The organism is Marinovum sp. E3 (assembly GCF_055755275.1).
The window spans coordinates 67,422-83,560 of record NZ_JBVTQV010000005.1; the positions used below are offsets into that span (position 1 = coordinate 67,422).

A 16,139-nucleotide genomic window follows, 5' to 3' on the forward strand; every position below is an offset into this window, starting at 1 on the left:
TCGCTGGGAGTCAAGGTAGGGATGGGCACATGAAGCTCGACGACCTCAAACATGCTCAGAGAGAGCGCCTGATCTTTCTGGACCGATGCCTGACCTGGCGGGGTATGGCAAACCGCAAGGATCTGATCGACCGCTTTGGTATTTCGACCGCGCAGGCAGCGCTAGACTTCCGTGTCTATCTCGGCCTCGCGCACATTACACCGCCGACCTATGATCCGGTGCGAAAGACCTATATAGCTGCGAGCGAACACGAGCCTTTAGCACGATCCGGCCTGACCGAAGCCTTTGATATCCTGATGATCGATGATGAATGCACGCCACCTTCCGCGTTGCCACGACCGGAACGAAAGGCAGATCGGAGGACCATCGCGCTGCTTCACCAGGCAATCAGGTCGGGGAAAGCCATCCACGTACGATACACGTCGATGTCGTCCGGTGCCGACGAAGAGCAGTGGATCGTGCCGACCCGCTTCACGTCGGACGGTGAAAGCGTTCACGTGCGGGCCCACAGCTTCAAGCACGGCGAATATCGGAACTACCTCCCGATCCGCATCGATCCTGACAGCTCGTTCAAGGAAAAGCTCCTGGTTGAGCCACTGCCGGAGGACGTGGAATGGAACACTCGAGCAATCATCTGGCTGCGACCGAAGGCAGACCTTTCAGATCAGCAAGCAAAGGTCGTCAGACGTGAATTCGGCTTTGAAGGCGAATGGCTCCAGGTCGAAACCAGAAAAGCTTTAGAGTTCTTTTTTGATCGGCGGTGGGGGTTGGATACCCTTGGCGCTAGACTTGAGCGCGCGAAAACTGACTATCAACCAATCTGACTAGATTCCTTCTCGCAAGCCGTTCTTACTCCGCTCCATGGTTGCCTCCATCATATCAAGACCATCCACCGCGGAGCGCAACCGCGCCTCATCGCCTACGCCTGCTGCCTCGCCATCCGCAACCTGGCTCCCAAAATCCATCTCCATCTGGCGCTGCTCCTCGGCGATGACGGCTTGAACGACGGGCGCGGTCTTCTTTGGAACGGTGTCGTTTTGTCCTGAAGATTGGTCGCTGCCTACAACTTGGCTTGCGCTCTCCACAGCCGCGTCAGTTTCAGATCCATGTCGTCCACTCGCAGGCGGAGTCATCGGCATGGCGCGGACACTCAGCGGCAGCGTGCCCTGCGGTCCACCTCCCCCCGGCTTCGGAAACGGCAACTCGCCCGTCTGCGCCGCATGGATCGCCTTGAAGAGCCGGTCGTCAAAATACTGGATCCGTTTGGCCCGGACCGGCATCTGGGCATCAATGACCATGACGATTTCATCGAGCGGCAGACGGCGCGCCTCGTCTTCAGGTAACAACGAGCTTTCTTCGGTCCGGGTCGACTGGCTGCGCCCTTCAAAGGGGTTTTTGCCGATGGACTGAGAGCGCGTGATGACGGTCTTCGTGGTCTTACCGACCGCCTTGCTCAACTCCTCGACGGTCTTTTCATCTGAAGGTGTCAGATAGAGCTTCACACCGGCATTGCCCTGCAGGGCACGGCGCGTGTTCTCGCCATAGATTTCATCGAGAGCGGGGATGGTTTGCGTCACCACGGCCAAGTGGCCGCGATAGGTGCGCAGGGTTTCGATGCTTTCGACCACTATCGGCATTTTGCCCAAGCGGTTGAACTCATCGAGCATGATCATCACGGGCCATGGCTCATCCGGCCCGGGATCCTTTTCCTGCATGGCGGAGAGAAGATCGGAGAAGAAGAGCCGGATCAGCGGCGCGAGCGGCTTCACCATCAGCGGCTGGACCACGAGGTAGACCGAAAAGGGCTTCTTGCGGATCGTGCGGAAATCAAAGTCCGAGACTGCCGTCGCCTCATCGATGGCCGGGTTCTGCCATTGATCGAGCCCCGAGGTCATCAGGAGCGAGACGTAAGAGGTCAGCGTGTCGTTGTTCGTCGAGGCCAGCCGGGTGAAGATCAGCTTGGCGGCCCTGTTGTCGACCTCATGGCCCCGCGCGAAATACTCCTTCTGCTTGTTCCCGCCCGACGCCGCGATGCGGTAGATCTCGCCCAAGGTCGGACGCTTGCGCTGGAACGCCAGCAGGCCTGCTGCCACAAAGAGATCGATCCCGCCCTTGAGCAGCCCCTGCACCCGGTCATTGTCGCTCTGCAGGAAGAGCGTCGCCAGGAGCTGCAATTCCATCTGCTGGCGCGCGGGATCTTTCAGCTCAAAGATGCGCAGGAGCGGGTTGTAGCGATGCGTGCGCTTGCCCTCCCAATCGGTGGGGGCAAAGCGATAGACCTTGTCGCCCTGGGCTGCGCGGTGCCGGGCCGTGGCCTCAAAGCACTCGCCCTTCACATCGAGCGTCACGGTGGAGCCTTGCCAGGTCAGCAGGTTCGGAATGACGAAGCCCGTGGTCTTGCCGCGACCCGTGGGCGCCACGATCAGCGCATGCGGGAAAACCTTCGAGCAAATGTAATTGGCGCGGGAGCCCGGCGGCCCCAGCTTGCCGAGGATGAACCCGGTGCCCGGCGCCCCGAAGAAGCCATTGGCCTTCATCTCGCGCGCGGTCTGCCAATGGGTCTGGCCAAAACGCGTCAGGGCGGACCCTGAGAGGGCGAGGCTCAGCATCAGGCCGGCAGCGGCAAAGCTGCCGATGATCAGGTGAATAAGTTGGGCATCCTCCGGGCGGCGATCGAGGATCGCCAGGTAGTTCTGCGCGATATAGGCAAAGTCGATCTCGGCACCGAACCCGAGATCCTGGTAGGTCAGCACCGCCGAGGCGATGGTATAGCCCATGGCCCCGGTCACCAGCGTCACGAGCAGAACGCCCGTGGCGATCCGCGCTTTTCCCATGGAGGCGCTCAATGGACCTGTCCCCGCTCGGTTTCGCCATCCACGTCTGTCGCGCGGTGTTTTTCATATTCGGTGTCGGCAAGATCATCGACCACCTGGCGCAAGGCCTCCGTGTTGGCCGTCGCTGCATCCGATTGCAGATAGACCTTGGCGACATAGAGCCGGTCGAGACGGTCCTCGAGAACCTTGTCCAGCGCATCGGCATCGCCAGATGTGAGCCGGTCTAGTTGGCGAACGTCCAGCACCCGCGCGATCTCGCCACGGAAGGCGTCCCGCTCCGCCTCGGTCTCGAAGGGCGCGGACAACTCCCCGGCCCGCTCATGATCAAGGACACGTGCAATCTCCTCTGGGACACGGTCGGAACGGTCAAACTGCGCCGCCGTTTCATCGCGGGTGGCGGGGATGTCGTCGCGCGTGCCAGACCCAAGCCCGTCGCGCATCTCGTTTTCGCGGCGGACCTGATTGATGACCTCCGTGTCGCGTATCTCGACGACGGCCGCATAGGTCGCACCGAGCCCGCGGGCAAGGTGGGACGGCATGTCCGGATAGCGCGCGCGCAAGTCATCCGTGACTGCATCTGCAACGGACGTGCGGAGGTCGCGTGCCTCCATGATCCGGTCGACCTCACGGGTGATCTCGCTGGCGCGGGCCGCATCGGTGATGGTCTCCCTGTAGGGCTCAGACCGGTCAATCACATCGCCAGGGCGTGCGAGCAGATCCGGGTGTGCCTCGAGATATGCACGCTGCTCCGTTTCGATCCGGCGCTCCGCCCGTGAGACAACCTCCCAGTCCCGGTCCTCGATCTGCTGCGCTGTCAGACCCTCTGCGCGCATCTCCTGACGGATTGTCCCTTCCATCGCCCGGACCGCGTCCCGGTGATAATGGAACCGCTCGCTGATCGGTTCCGCTTCCATGACGCCATCCCGGCGCAGCACGTTCTCGCGCTCCAACAGCGTACCAAGCGCGACATGCACATCGTTGAGAATGTCTCGCGCCTGGTCCAGATCAGCGCGGCGTTCAAGGTTCAGATCGCGCGCCTCAGCCACCTTGGAGAGATCATCGGCGATCCATTGATGCTCGAGAGCAGCATTTGAGGCGCCCGTTTCGATCCGGGCCACCACTTCCGATGTGCTGATCCCGGTGCCCCGTAGTGCTGCATCAATGCGCGCTCTCAGATCGGGCTCGGCCAGACGCGCGAGCTGGTTGGTGTCAATATTGGCCTCGGAATAGATCCCGCCCTCCGAGGGGGTCTCTGACAGCGTGGATGATCGCAATCCGAGAGGCTGCATGTACTCGACCTGCGTCTGGATCTCGATGAGACGTTTTTCCAGCACGGGACGTTCCGCGTCAGACTTCTCGGCGATCATGCCCTGCACCCGCGCGAGCTTTTCCGCATAGAGGCTTCTCAGATCCTCGAAGCTTTGATCCTCGGCCATATAGACATCTCCTGTTCGGTCCACCTGCCCGCCATGCGCCAGCACCTCGCCCGCGCGGAAGAGTGCCGCGGCAATATCCTCGCGGGCCTCGCGCGAAGCCTCCGCGGCCAGCGAATGGTAGACGGTTCTGGTATTGGCGATCTCCGCCAGCGTCCGCGTCAGGTCCTGCCCCACACGCTCCCGCTCGCGGGGCGCGCGGCCCTCGTCCTTCGCGGCGTAGACCTCGCTTGTACGAGCCGGGTAATGCACGACCCCGCGATCGACGCGGCGCGTGGCTTCCAGGCGCACGCCGTACTTTTCCGCCTCCTCGACCATAGCGAGGCGGAAGTCGTCATAGTTGAAGCGATGGTTGCGCCCCAGAAAGAAGAACTCGCCTTCTTGCGAGCGGCGGTTCAGCACCAGATGCGCATGGGGATGATCGCGGTCCTCATGCACCGCGATGATGTAATCAAAATGTCCCTCATCCGTTTGAAAGAACCGCTCGGCCACATCCGTCGCGATGTCGCGCACATCCTCGCCCCGCGTACCGATGGGGAAAGACATGAGCATATGGGTGGTCTGGCCCAGCTTGGGCTTGAAGCCCGCATCCCACCGCTTGGCAAACCGCTCGGTCAGGTCCTTGATGTCCCCCGCCTCGAGCTTCGCCTTGCCATCCAGGAACCCGCTCGAGTCGACGATATGGGTGGACTTGGTGGTGAGGTAATCGAGCTGGTTTGCGAGCTGCGATTTGGTATGCGTGCCGCCGCTCCGGATCGCCTTAAAGACCGCCGGCCGGTGCCCTGCCGCCGCGCGCATGAGCTGTTTCTGCTTGGCCACATGCAGCCCCTGCATCGAGCCCCGGACGCGGCTCCAGCCGTCCCGGAAGACCTCGCCCGTGACGGCATGGACAGCATCATTCAGCCGCATGCGCAAACTCCCTCAGCGCGGCCGTGGCCTCGAGCTGCATCGCGTCCCGACGGCGCCGGATCGCCAAGTCAATCTCGTCGGCGGAATCGAGGATGAACCGCGCCAGCCCGCGCATCTGCGCGAGGCGCAATTCGGAGAACTCGGCACTCGTGCCCCCCACGGCCCCTTGCCCCTGCCGGTTGGCCTGCGTCATCTGCTTGGCGATCTGCGCGACGCCATTGCCGACCTCGTGCAGCGAGGCCCTGTAGCGCGCCATCTCGGCCGCCAATTGCGCGTCCGGAACGAACACCCCGCCTGCCGCTTGAATGAGCCGCCGCAGCCCATCGGCCCGGCTCTCGATCCCGGCTGTCACCAGCACCGCATCGAGGGCTGCAAGCTCCGCAGAGGTCACCTTCACACTGACCGCTGAGACCGGGATCGCAGCATCCGTCTGGCGCTCGGCATCGGCTTTGAGGGTGTATTGGATTGCTCGCGGCGACACTCCAAACCGCTCCGCCAACACGGATGTCGACACACCTTCCGCAGCCTCGCGAACGATCTCCATGCGGTCCACATCTGTGAGACGTTTTGAACGAGACATGCGAAGAAAGCCCCCCTATTTCCTGCCACCTTCCACCAAGGCTGCTCCCACCTTACGATAATATACCTAGCTGTCAATTATATACTTACGTCGCATTCAGTCTCAGGCAGCCTTGGTGTCCGCTTCCCCCGCGGCCCGCAGGGACGCGGCTCTGCCGCCCTCACCACCGGGCGACCTACCTGTCCTAGGGGTCCCGTCCACCAGCACCGCCCGAGGGTCTGGCCGAACGCCACGTGTTCGGACGGAAACGCGGGCGGGCGCAAACCCCACCGACAGGGCGGACAGGCAGGGTCAAGGAGGGCCAGATTTGGGTCCCCAAATCTCTGCCGCAAAAACCGGGAGGCCCTGGCCGATAGGTTTTTGTGGATGGCCCCCTTGAGGCTGACTGGCCGCCCTGTCGCGGCCTGATCATTCCTGGGGAAGTGCGTCCGTTGAATGGGCAGCGAGCGGCAGCTTCGTGAGGTCGCCTCGCGCGATCTGACCGCCGGACCCGGCATCCCTGAAACAGGGATCGGGCCGCCCCCGGATCATCCTGGGGCGGCCCATCCTCGTCACAGGATTCAGTCCTGGGGGTCCTTTGCGCTCGGCGGGAACATCACCAGCTCCGAGACCGCGACCGGGAAGTCGAGCTTGAGGCTGAAGAACTCCGAGCCGTCCCCGTTGCGGGTGTTGCGGAACATCGCGCCCACGCGCTGAAAACGGGTGCGTTCCTGGCCATCGGTATCGGTGAACTTGACGGGGACGGTGGCGACGTAGTGGTTGATCATTTGGGTTACTCCTTGTTGCGATGGGGATCTGCCAGCACGGGGGCAAGAGGCCCAGTCGCAAGTGCAAATGCGGAGGGTCCGCGGCCCCGCCGTGGAAGCCGTATTTGTGCTTGCCGAAGCGCAAGCGCAGGGCACGATTGGGCCGACCCCGTGCGATCCACATCAATGAGCAAAAAGGAGAGACCCAAATGACCTCTGCCATCACGCAGCCGCCAACATCAATGTCCGCGTCCCACCGAGCCTGGCCGGGGAGCTGACAAAGCCCGCCCGCGTGGCTGCGATGTTCCGAAACACCCCCCGAGGCCCGTGCTGGTCTTCAGCCTCAAGGGCTGCGTATCGAGCCCCGGCATCGTGAGCAGTTGGCGATGAGCGTGAGGTGCGCACCATCCCCAGCCCGTACCTTTGCGGATGGGCCGCACTGTGACGGACCGGGTAGAGGGATAACGGTGCTGGCCGCCGCGAGCTGCCGATCACGCGTGACCGACCGCACGCGCCATGAGACATGACGAAAGGGCCGCGCCAAGCGCGACCCACTCTCTTCAATCCTGCGACGTATTCTTCGCCGGGTCCGCAACCCGCATGACCGTAAGTCCTTTCGCTTCCGCTTTCTGCCCGAGGTTCAGCGCGACGCCGTTGCCGCCGAAGAGTACAACCCCCGTCGCCGCGAACTTGTCGTCCAGCATCTCATCGTTGCACTTGAACGGTGCCGCACGCCCATGCGCGGACCAGCGCGGATCGAAGCGCGCTTGTGCTATCCCGCGTGCCCGGGCCCACCGGGCAGCGATCATCTCCGCCCCGTGCTTGCCGCCCTTGTGGCAGAGGAAGATCTCCTGGTTGCGGTTCTGCTTGATCCGCTCGCGAACCTTGTCAAGCGTGTTGAAGATCACATCGACATCGGTCCAGTCGGTGGCACCTGAGACGATCAGGGGCACCCCCTCGACTTTCGACTTTTCGGCGGTTTCACGGTCGTGCTGCTCCAGGAGCTGCCGTGCCTCGAAGACCGCCCCGGTCTCCTGCGCCCGGACGCTGGCGCGCGACCCGGCTGCCGGGATGAAGGCGTGGCCCGTCTCAATCTCGTAGCATTCCGCTGCCGCCTCGCTCATCACCTCGATGGCGCCGACGATCTCGCGCAGCTGCAGGAAGCGCGCCTGCGCCTCTTCAAGCGCGGTCTCGGCGATCTCCGATCCGTCGTGGGATTTTGCCAACGCACCGATCTTGTCGGCGGTGCGGTCGACCTCCTTGCCGAGTGCCACCTTGCGGCGCTGCAGGATCGTCGCGAGCCCATGGGCCAGCGGTTCGATTTCTGCTTCAAGCCCGGTCCCGCGCAGCTGGCCGAGCAAAGCCTCGAAGCTCTCGCGGACGATGTGGTCGGTCAGAACGTGATCCTCCGGGATCGGCAGCTGCGCGTCCTTTTCAGTCAGTCCGAAAAGTTCGATGGTCTCGTAGGTGTTCGCATTCTCGTAAGCCATGTCTGGTCTCCAGTGTTCGGTTCCAAGGCCACCACGTGAGTGTGGGGGCATGGCCGAATGCCTGGTTTCCGAATCTGCCCGGGTCAGGGACGGCGCAGCCGCCGGCTTGCCGGGCGCAAAAGTTTTCCGAGCGCGGCACCCGACACATGCGCGGCCTCACGCACAGGACCGCCCCCGCCACAGGCCCCGCCCTCGCCGAAAAGTTTTGCGATCCTTGACGCGGGCTGATTTGGGGGCCATCCGGAGGATATGCTTCCGCACTCATGTGTGTGTGTTCTGACGGTAGGTTTGCCCGACCCGAGCAGGCAAACGGCCCGACCGGACGCGGGAGACGGATGAAGCGGCGGGATCGTTTTGCCCCGCAAAACAGACCAGAGCGCAATCCGGCGGAGCGGCCGGGGAGGGACGTGCTCGCGAGGCGGGCAAACCGGGATGCCGGGTGCGACGCCGCGGTGAGGCCGCATGGCCGAATGCGCGACGGACCGAAGGGCCGTTCTCCCCTGCGACACGCGAAGCCGAGCTGGGGAGGCCGACAGGCTGAAGCGAAGAAGAGCTTCGCAACAATTTTATTCCATCGAGCCGAATAAACAAATTAGTATCTCACAAGGCGCCTATTGATTTCCCTAATGGGAAGTCTGCATCTCGGATGATCACGAACCGCCTCGAGACCCGACTTGAGGAGGGCGGTCGAACAAACCTCGTGACGTTCCATCTCATCGAACACCCACAAGACGCCGTGCATCGCGATTTCTTGGCGCTCTGCCTCAGCCCTGAGCGCACCGTCTCCGGTAAGGAGAACCCAATCTCTTCCAGCCGCCAGGCAAAATGCAAAGACATCTGGCGTCGATAACATAGCTTTCGCCCGCTTCAGCTTTGTCGCGCGTGCTGTTTCTTCTGGCGTGAGCTCTTCTACTCTCAGTCCCAGATCGATCAGATCAGGACCCATCCAGTCGAGGAGTTCCGCTTCATAAAGAATATCTGGGACAACAAAATCATAGGGGAGATCAAAGAGCCTCGCCGTCAGCGAGGCTCTTTCAATGTCGATCAGGACGGAGGTATCAGAAACAAGAACTTGCACATATGCACTATGCCATGTGGTCCAACCGTAATTCCAGTTCTTTTACTCGTATTTCGAGAAGCTCAGCTGCGCGAGACAACCCAATCAACCCCTCGGACAGGGCACGAAAACACAACCTCTGAAAGCGGTCCGGTTCTTCTCGTTCCCAAGGAATGGAATTTGGCTCCTCGAACGGCTCATCCCTCCAACCACGTTGCTTATAGACCTTGAACAGGCGCGCAAAGGTTGCCTGGTTGATGATCTCCAAATCCTTGCATCGATACGTCAGCGCTTGAATGCTAACGCCAAACCGATCCTTCAGACTAATGAGCTCACCAATGCTTATGTCCGTTCTGCGGGCACCAATCTCCTGCCTTAGCACTTCTGCCGGAACGAGGAACGCACCAGCAAATCGATTTGCGGCGCGTTCTGAATCGCATCCTTCGGCGACTTTAAGAACCATGTGGCCCAATTCGTGAGCTAAACTGAAGCGCTTCCGCTCAGACCAGGTCTTCTTCTTGATCATGATCACCCGCGCGGAGTGATGCTCTTTTCGACGGACTTTCGCCGCAAGCCCATCAACTCGATCAACGTCCAAAGACAACACCTTAATACCGTGCTCCTCTAAGAGTTCGGCAAGCATTGGAATCGGGTCGTGACCCAGCTGCCAGGAAGCACGCATATTGCGAGCCGCGTCTTCGGCATCACGAACATCGGCCACCCAGTAGGGCGCTTCGTGCGGGGCATCCCATTCCTGACTCGAAAGATTCAGCAAGCTTTCGATAGCTAGATACTTTTCAACCATATTGAGCGTTTTGGCTTCGATCGTCGCGATCTCCTTGGCTGACGAGCTGGCTGACTTGCGAAACTCCACGCCCTCCAACTCAAGCTCGTCATCGCTGAGCAGGAAATCCACAGAAACGTCGAGTGCTCGGGCAAGACTTAGCAGCACGCCCGATCCGGGCATGTCTTCATTGCGCTCGTACTTGCCTATGGCTTGAGCGGATACCTTGTTCTCCATGGCATCGGAAAGTGCACGGAGCGAGAGGCCAGATGCCGCTCGGGCTCCTTTGAGTCGCTTGCCAATCATAACGTCCTCCCAGTGGGTGGTTTACATTCCACCCATGTGATTAATATTTTGTAAACTACAACGCTTGAAAGCGCGGCTTTTTGTCCCTAACTTGTAACATGACGCCAAAAGGAAGGCAAATTTGTAAACCGCCGCTCCGGCCTAAGAGGCGCTGAACCGGCAAAAACGCGAGGCTTCAATGGGCATCTCGGAAGACTTCAAGACCTTTCTCGATAACATCAAGATCGATAATGCCGCGACGATTGCCTTGCGATACGGCGAAGTCACTGCTTCCCTTAACAAGGAGTTTCGCGACACAGAGTCAAAAACGGCTAACAGCCTTCAAGTTGGCTCCTATGGCCGTTGGACGGCGATCAAGGGCATTTCCGACTTGGACATGATCTACATCATGCCTGCCGGGAAGTGGGATAGCTACAAGGATGGGGGCCAGTATCGGCTTCTTCACGATGCCAAGGCTGCGATCAAGCGGCGATACCCTTCGACGACCGTCAAGGTGGATCGTTTGGTTGTCCGGGTGCTTTACAACGATTTCCACATCGAAGTGATGCCGGCCTTCAAGCTAGCTGATGGGAGCTACAAGTACCCTGACACCGCAAACGGTGGGTCGTGGAAGAATACCAAGCCGCAGGCTGAACTCGATGAAATGAGAGAAGCCAATGAGCGCAAGAACCGGAACCTTCGCCGCTTGTGCAAGATGGCGCGCGCCTGGAAGAACAAGCACGGCGTCGCCATGGGCGGCCTTCTGATCGACACTCTCGCCTACAACTTCCTCAAGTCGACCGACGAATACGATACCAAGAGCTTCCACTACTACGACTACATGTGCCGAGATTTCTTCGAATTCCTGGCTGATCAGCCCAAGCAATCCGAGTATGCAGCGCTTGGCAGTCGCCAACGCGTCCGCGTCAAGAAGCGGTTCGAGCGGAAGGCGAAGAAGGCATACGATTTATGTCTGAAAGCCATCGATGCGAGCGGACAGAAGAACGAGCGCCAAAAATGGCGGGATCTGTTCGGGAACGCCTACCCAGCACCGGCAAAGAGTGCTGCGGGAGAGGCTGCCGCATTCGCGCATGTCTTCAAGAACACTGAGCAGTTTGTCGAAGACAGATTTCCGGTCGATATTCGATACCATCTTCGTATCAACTGCGAAGTGACGCAGGATGGATTCCGTCCGGGAATGCTTCGGGACCTATTGGAGCGGCATGGCGTTCTGCTGCCGAAAAAGAGCCTTCGATTCTTCATCGCGGATGCAACCGATCTTCCCGATGATACCGAGTTGTTTTGGAAAATCTTGAACCGTGGCGAAGAAGCCGAGCGTCGAGACGTGATCCGGGGACAGATCGTGCGCGACGAAGGTCGCGGTGAGCGCCGAGAGACCACAAACTTCCGCGGAGATCACCTCGTAGAATGCTACGCGGTCAGCCGAGGCGTGGTCGTTGCGCGTGACAACATCCACGTCCCGATCCGTGTGAGAGATGCCGAGGATGAAGACTATGCCGCCTGATTACGATATCGCGTTCGAGGATCAGGTCCGTGAATGCTTTGGACGGGTGGTCTATACTCACAAAACCCACGAACGTATGGCCGATCGCTCTGCCGATACACTTCGCAGGTACAAGGTTTTGCAAATCACCCTTTCAGCACTGACGAGCGCAGGGGCGATCGGAGTCGTGGTGGGAGAAGAATTATGGGTCGAGGTCGCGACTGTCGGCATTTCATTTATGACGCTATTTGTTGCGGCCTATCTGAAGAACTTCGATCCCGGTGCTACCGCCCAAAAACATCGTGACGCAGCCGCGAAGCTCTGGAACGTCCGAGAATGCTACCTCTCACTGCTAACCGATCTGCCGAGACTGTCACATGAAGCCGCAGTTGAGCGTCGCGACGAACTACAGGCCATGCTTGCAGCCCTCTATGAAGGAGCCCCTCAGACTGACGGAAAAGCCTACAAGGAGACCCAAAGACGGCTGAAGGAGATGGAAGACATGACCTTCACGGATGACGAGATAGACTGTTTTCTTCCGCTCTCGCTAAAGCGATCCGGCGGACGGCCTAAACAGAAAGAAGTCAATCAAACTGAAGGCAAAAGGTAAATAATGACAAAGAATATCTGTATTTTTTCCGATGGAACCGGGCAAATGGGCGGGTCTAGGCCGGACCAACGCCTTTCGAACGTCTACAAGATGTATCGCGCCATGCGTCCCGGCCCAGACTCACCAATTAACCCAAAGGATCAAGTCGCCTTTTACGATCCTGGGCTGGGTACGGGCGAAAGCGGGGGGCTCTTTGGCCGCGTCAAACCTATCCTCGAAAGTGCAGTCGGCACCGGCATCGATCACAATATCATCGATTGCTATGAACAAATCATCGCCCATTATGAGCCCGGCGACCGCGTGCTGTTGTTCGGCTTCTCGCGCGGGGCTTACACGGTCAGGGCACTGGCGAATGTCATGAACCTTTGCGGTATCCCGACACAAATGCCCGATGGCAAACCCGTTCCGCGCCACGGGCCCGGTTTACGCAAGATCGCCAAGGATGCAGTGAAGTTTGTCTATAACCACGGTGCCGGAAAGCCTCGAGGGCAGAACCCTTACTTCAAGCACCGCGAAGAGCTTGGTCGCAGGTTTCGCCAGAAGTATTCAAGTGCCCCGCAGGAGGGCGACGAAAACCAAGGCAACGTCCAGCCGACCTTCATCGGGGTTTTCGATACGGTGGCGTCGCTGCGGACAGCAGTCGTGCGCACTTTGGTCTGGGGCAGCACCTTTGCAATCGGTGCCGCCTTCGTCGCCGGTCTTGTGCTAGGGTGGTCATTGCTTCTGGTCATTCCTCTTGGCGTCCTGCTCGGCGCGCTTATCTGGCAGCTGGGCTCTCTATTGCTCGATAATTTCAAGTATTTCTCTGATGATCCTGATCGCAAACTGAAGATTTGGCGCCCGACAGACTGGCCGCAGATTCTGAAGACAGGACATTTCGCCGCTTGGAACAAGCGCAACTACGACATGTGGCTTGATCCCGACGTTAACCACGCCCGCCACGCAATGGCGATCGACGAAGACCGCGCAGACTTCCCGCGAGTCGGATGGGCGTCTAAAAAAGCCGCGATTGAGACCAAAGATCGAGAACCGGCTTGGCTCAAGCAGATCTGGTTTCCGGGTTGTCACAGCGACATCGGTGGCAGCTACCCCGAGGCCGAATCCCGTCTCAGTGATATCGCCCTAGACTGGATGGTGGATGAGTTGAGGGAGTGTGTGCCTTCAATCAAAATCAACGAGAATTATCTCAACCGCGCTCCTGACCCCTTGGGCCTGCAGCATCGCGAGGACGCGATCGTGAGATTAGGACCAATCAGCATCCCATGGAAGAAAGGAACCCGAGAAGTTGGCGATGATTTCCCTCTCCACCCATCTGTACAAGAACGCATGCAGGCGACCGCGGTCGCTCAATTCGGAGAGGTTAAACCATATCGGCCGCAACAACTGAGCAAGCGATGCGATCTGAAGCGTTTCTATGAGACGTAACAGCGTCTTCGGGTCTTTTTCGAAACAACTCTCTCTGCGCAGCGATGTGCGAGTTCACTTGAATCGGTACCTAACGACCACAGCGATTGTTTCATTTGCCAAGCTGCAGCGTAGCATCCTGAAATTGATGTCAATCTCAACCTTTGGCAGGATATGGATGACACAGTCACAAGAATCGTGGGATTTGTCTCGCCGCAAAATCGAGACAAGAAAAAGGGGAACCGTGTTACCACGGCTCCCCTTTCGGTGCGTATCGTCTAACCGCGTGCGCTGATCACGCGACCAGCGACAGCCCCGCGCCCGCGTCCTGCGGCTGCTCACCGCTGTCGATGAACGGGATGATCGAGAAGGTCTGACCGCCGCGCTGTTCTTCGTTCTGCACGGCGTTGACGCGCAGATCGCCATCGGGTGTGTTGATCAGCAGCGACAGGTAGTCATTGCCCGTGCGGCTGCTTTTCGCCATCCAGGCCGAGCCGACCCGGATCGGTGCGCCCCGGGGCGAGCTGACCTCGATCCGGTAATCTGGGTGGGTCTCCTCGGTCTTGTAGCTGTTCTCGATCAGCATGACCTCCAGATCGAACATCATGTTGGCGATGTAGCCGGTGAAGGCGTTGTCCGCGTCCATCGCGGTGAGCTCGCCTGAAATCGAGCCGGATTTCATCAGGCCGTTCGAGACCAGCGGGATGATCTCGAATGCGCCGCTCTGGGCCGTGCGCGCCTCTTTCGTCTGCACCGCGTTGACCCGGAACGGGCCGAGGCCGACATCGATCTGCATCGAGATGTAGGGATTGCCGCTGGTATTGCCGGTCTCGTTCCAGGCCGTGCCGATGCGCACCTTGCGGCCTGTTTTGTTGACTGCCGTCACGTCGTAATCCGGGCTGCGTTCGGACATCTTCGGGCGGTTTTCAAGCTGGATGGCGACATCGAAGCGCGTCGAATGGATCATGCCGGTGTACTCGGCGGCTGCGGTTTCGGCATTGCGGGTGAGGGTTCCTGCGAACATGGGATGGTTCCTTTTCAGATTGGCCGGTGCCTGACGTTCTTGCCAGAGCATCCGGGATTGCTTTCTCGACCCCTTGAGGGATCACAAATCAGAAAGCCTGCTTTCCTTTCAGCCCCGCCGAGGGGTCAGAGCTGCCGTCCGAGTGGGAATGCCCCCGCGCCTCCGGGTGCGACGCCCCTCCCCTGCCCGTCTGGTCTTGATTGGCTGCCCGGATTTACCGCGCCGTCCTTCGATCGCGCGATGAAGAACTCTGCCTCATCTCCATTCAACCTTTGCCCGCTCCGGTCGGTCAGGCCGATGCAACTGCCGTTCGGCACATAGGTGATCAAGTACTGACCGAGCCGGTCCATGTGGACAACGTAGCCGGTATTTGCCCAATGCACGGTCTGGCCGGCATCGACGGCTGCCTTGATGTCTTCAAGTGTCATGTGAAACTCCAGAAGAAAAATGGTGGGGAAACGACGCAAGACGCCCGGTCGTCCAACCGGGCTTCCATGCAGCATTTGTTTGGCAAAGAGCCGGGAGCTGTCAGGCACCTTGCGTGGCTTGCGTCGCGCGCGCCGCCATCCAAGCTCTCAGGCCAAGAACCGTTCTGCCGGCGGCGACCTCGGAGACCCAGGCAACCCTTGGGTCGCCGCAGGGCTCATCGCCGGCTTGCTGGTCGATATGGCCATTGGCCATCCATGGCTCAGGCTGGATCCGACGCAGCCAGTCTGCCATACTCGGAATGCGGCCCTGGCAGTCTTCGCGGACATGTTGCTCGCCAATCCAGCGCACGGGAATGTCCCGACCCGCGCTATTGGTCAGGGTCAGGCCGAAGACACGTTCCGCCTCGAACAGGCCTTGGGCATGGTGGCGCATGGCTCTGTGCGTGAAGAGCGCGAGGTGCTCTTTCGAGGCGTCAAACCAATCGTGCACAGCCTGATAGTCGGACGGCACCCCGCCGAATTTCCGGGCAGAGCTTTCGGCATGATGAAGCGGATGGGCCATCTCACAGTCCCTCGTCATAGCTGTGCGAGCATTCGACGTAACGATCCGCGTGATCGAGCGTGATGCTGTCGTTGCGCAAGTCCCAGGTCAGCGTGCCATAGCCGCCCTCATTGTTTTCGAACCCCGGGTGATGGTGGTAGGCGAGCGACCAGGCGAAGTCGCCAACCTCTGTGGCAAGCGCCTCCGGCAGTTGGACCTCTGCAGGCTGCACCGTCACATCCTCGACATTGCCGGAGTCGCCATAGCCTTCGTATTCGGCGGTGACCTCGCTGATGCCAAGCGCACGGAGTTGCGCGAGCAGCTCCGTGCGGGATGCCTTCAAGGTGGTTTCGCGCTCTGCACGCCACTGAGCCGCCATTGCGGCATAGTCGATCTGGGGATTGGTCATGGGTCCGTCCTCTTGTCTGAAGTTGGGGGGCCGGGCGTGGCATTGGTCAGCGCGCGCCCGGAAAGCGCAGACCGGCCAAATCCCGATCCGCGACGCCCGAC

General features: G+C 60.0%; 15 protein-coding genes. 4 read left to right on the forward strand and 11 right to left on the reverse strand.

Going from position 1 to position 16,139, the window contains the following annotated elements:
- Positions 1-29 precede the first annotated feature (29 nt).
- Positions 30-824 carry a BrxR family transcriptional regulator gene (locus AC0J5K_RS21190; protein WP_274563548.1) on the forward strand — a complete coding sequence of 265 codons (795 nt, stop codon included), beginning with the start codon at positions 30-32 and terminating at the stop codon, positions 822-824.
- Here AC0J5K_RS21190 and AC0J5K_RS21195 read toward each other — a convergent pair whose 3' ends face one another.
- The 7 genes from AC0J5K_RS21195 to AC0J5K_RS21225 form a co-directional block, all read right to left on the reverse strand.
- Complete coding sequence (locus tag AC0J5K_RS21195) at positions 825-2,834, reverse strand: type IV secretory system conjugative DNA transfer family protein (protein ID WP_274563592.1); 2,010 nt, start codon at positions 2,832-2,834, stop codon at positions 825-827. It lies immediately after the preceding gene.
- Between the two features lie 8 nt (positions 2,835-2,842).
- Positions 2,843-5,176, reverse strand: a complete 2,334-nt coding sequence (locus AC0J5K_RS21200; protein WP_274563550.1) for a relaxase/mobilization nuclease domain-containing protein — start codon at positions 5,174-5,176, stop codon at positions 2,843-2,845.
- Positions 5,163-5,756, reverse strand: a complete 594-nt coding sequence (locus AC0J5K_RS21205) for a helix-turn-helix domain-containing protein (RefSeq protein ID WP_274563552.1) — start codon at positions 5,754-5,756, stop codon at positions 5,163-5,165. The genes AC0J5K_RS21200 and AC0J5K_RS21205 overlap by 14 nt, the downstream gene beginning before the upstream one ends.
- Positions 5,757-6,316: 560 nt before the next feature.
- The gene (locus AC0J5K_RS21210) at positions 6,317-6,523 is read right to left on the reverse strand and encodes a hypothetical protein (RefSeq protein WP_138578410.1); all 207 of its coding nucleotides are present in this window, start codon (positions 6,521-6,523) and stop codon (positions 6,317-6,319) included.
- Positions 6,524-7,062: 539 nt separating this feature from the next.
- Positions 7,063-7,992: a DUF2493 domain-containing protein gene (locus AC0J5K_RS21215; protein WP_274563559.1), complete on the reverse strand. Its 930-nt coding sequence runs from the start codon at positions 7,990-7,992 to the stop codon at positions 7,063-7,065.
- A gap of 592 nt (positions 7,993-8,584) precedes the next feature.
- A complete protein-coding gene (locus AC0J5K_RS21220) occupies positions 8,585-9,070 on the reverse strand; it encodes a PIN domain-containing protein (protein ID WP_274563561.1) in 486 nt (161 codons plus the stop codon).
- A gap of 7 nt (positions 9,071-9,077) precedes the next feature.
- Entirely contained in the window at positions 9,078-10,139 is a 1,062-nt protein-coding gene (locus AC0J5K_RS21225; RefSeq protein ID WP_274563563.1) for a helix-turn-helix domain-containing protein, read from the reverse strand.
- Between the two features lie 178 nt (positions 10,140-10,317).
- On the opposite strand from AC0J5K_RS21225, the gene AC0J5K_RS21230 reads away from it, so the two are divergent.
- Genes AC0J5K_RS21230 through AC0J5K_RS21240 form a run of 3 tightly spaced genes read left to right on the forward strand, consistent with a single transcriptional unit; the run spans position 10,318 to position 13,657 of the window.
- Positions 10,318-11,643, forward strand: coding sequence for an SMODS domain-containing nucleotidyltransferase (locus tag AC0J5K_RS21230; protein ID WP_274563565.1), 1,326 nt, complete (start codon positions 10,318-10,320; stop codon positions 11,641-11,643).
- Positions 11,624-12,232 (forward strand): SLATT domain-containing protein, encoded by a 609-nt coding sequence (locus AC0J5K_RS21235; RefSeq protein WP_473009961.1) that lies wholly within the window; start codon positions 11,624-11,626, stop codon positions 12,230-12,232. The genes AC0J5K_RS21230 and AC0J5K_RS21235 overlap by 20 nt, the downstream gene beginning before the upstream one ends.
- 3 nt (positions 12,233-12,235) lie before the next feature.
- Entirely contained in the window at positions 12,236-13,657 is a 1,422-nt protein-coding gene (locus AC0J5K_RS21240; RefSeq protein ID WP_274563568.1) for a phospholipase effector Tle1 domain-containing protein, read from the forward strand.
- Positions 13,658-13,931: 274 nt separating this feature from the next.
- Here the strand turns inward: AC0J5K_RS21240 and AC0J5K_RS21245 are convergent, their stop codons facing one another.
- From AC0J5K_RS21245 to AC0J5K_RS21260, 4 genes are all read right to left on the reverse strand, one after another.
- Positions 13,932-14,660: a DUF736 family protein gene (locus AC0J5K_RS21245; protein ID WP_274563570.1), complete on the reverse strand. Its 729-nt coding sequence runs from the start codon at positions 14,658-14,660 to the stop codon at positions 13,932-13,934.
- A 125-nt stretch (positions 14,661-14,785) separates the two neighbouring features.
- Positions 14,786-15,088: a hypothetical protein gene (locus AC0J5K_RS21250; protein ID WP_274563572.1), complete on the reverse strand. Its 303-nt coding sequence runs from the start codon at positions 15,086-15,088 to the stop codon at positions 14,786-14,788.
- A 100-nt stretch (positions 15,089-15,188) separates the two neighbouring features.
- Complete coding sequence (locus tag AC0J5K_RS21255; RefSeq protein ID WP_274563574.1) at positions 15,189-15,650, reverse strand: DUF6915 family protein; 462 nt, start codon at positions 15,648-15,650, stop codon at positions 15,189-15,191.
- Between the two features lies 1 nt (position 15,651).
- The gene (locus tag AC0J5K_RS21260) at positions 15,652-16,038 is read right to left on the reverse strand and encodes a DUF6878 family protein (protein WP_008282931.1); all 387 of its coding nucleotides are present in this window, start codon (positions 16,036-16,038) and stop codon (positions 15,652-15,654) included.
- Positions 16,039-16,139: the final 101 nt, after the last annotated feature.

Excerpts from the sequence above, each read along its gene's own strand:
- AC0J5K_RS21240 (WP_274563568.1), top strand. The coding sequence starts at position 12,236 with ATGACAAAGAATATCTGTATTTTTTCCGATGGAACCGGGCAAATGGGC.
- AC0J5K_RS21200 (WP_274563550.1), bottom strand. The coding sequence starts at position 5,176 with ATGCGGCTGAATGATGCTGTCCATGCCGTCACGGGCGAGGTCTTCCGG.
- AC0J5K_RS21190 (WP_274563548.1), top strand. The coding sequence starts at position 30 with ATGAAGCTCGACGACCTCAAACATGCTCAGAGAGAGCGCCTGATCTTT.
- AC0J5K_RS21215 (WP_274563559.1), bottom strand. The coding sequence starts at position 7,992 with ATGGCTTACGAGAATGCGAACACCTACGAGACCATCGAACTTTTCGGA.
- AC0J5K_RS21195 (WP_274563592.1), bottom strand. The coding sequence starts at position 2,834 with ATGGGAAAAGCGCGGATCGCCACGGGCGTTCTGCTCGTGACGCTGGTG.
- AC0J5K_RS21245 (WP_274563570.1), bottom strand. The coding sequence starts at position 14,660 with ATGTTCGCAGGAACCCTCACCCGCAATGCCGAAACCGCAGCCGCCGAG.
- AC0J5K_RS21230 (WP_274563565.1), top strand. The coding sequence starts at position 10,318 with ATGGGCATCTCGGAAGACTTCAAGACCTTTCTCGATAACATCAAGATC.
- AC0J5K_RS21210 (WP_138578410.1), bottom strand. The coding sequence starts at position 6,523 with ATGATCAACCACTACGTCGCCACCGTCCCCGTCAAGTTCACCGATACC.
- AC0J5K_RS21225 (WP_274563563.1), bottom strand. The coding sequence starts at position 10,139 with ATGATTGGCAAGCGACTCAAAGGAGCCCGAGCGGCATCTGGCCTCTCG.
- AC0J5K_RS21255 (WP_274563574.1), bottom strand. The coding sequence starts at position 15,650 with ATGGCCCATCCGCTTCATCATGCCGAAAGCTCTGCCCGGAAATTCGGC.
- AC0J5K_RS21250 (WP_274563572.1), bottom strand. The coding sequence starts at position 15,088 with ATGACACTTGAAGACATCAAGGCAGCCGTCGATGCCGGCCAGACCGTG.
- AC0J5K_RS21260 (WP_008282931.1), bottom strand. The coding sequence starts at position 16,038 with ATGACCAATCCCCAGATCGACTATGCCGCAATGGCGGCTCAGTGGCGT.
- AC0J5K_RS21235 (WP_473009961.1), top strand. The coding sequence starts at position 11,624 with ATGAAGACTATGCCGCCTGATTACGATATCGCGTTCGAGGATCAGGTC.
- AC0J5K_RS21205 (WP_274563552.1), bottom strand. The coding sequence starts at position 5,756 with ATGTCTCGTTCAAAACGTCTCACAGATGTGGACCGCATGGAGATCGTT.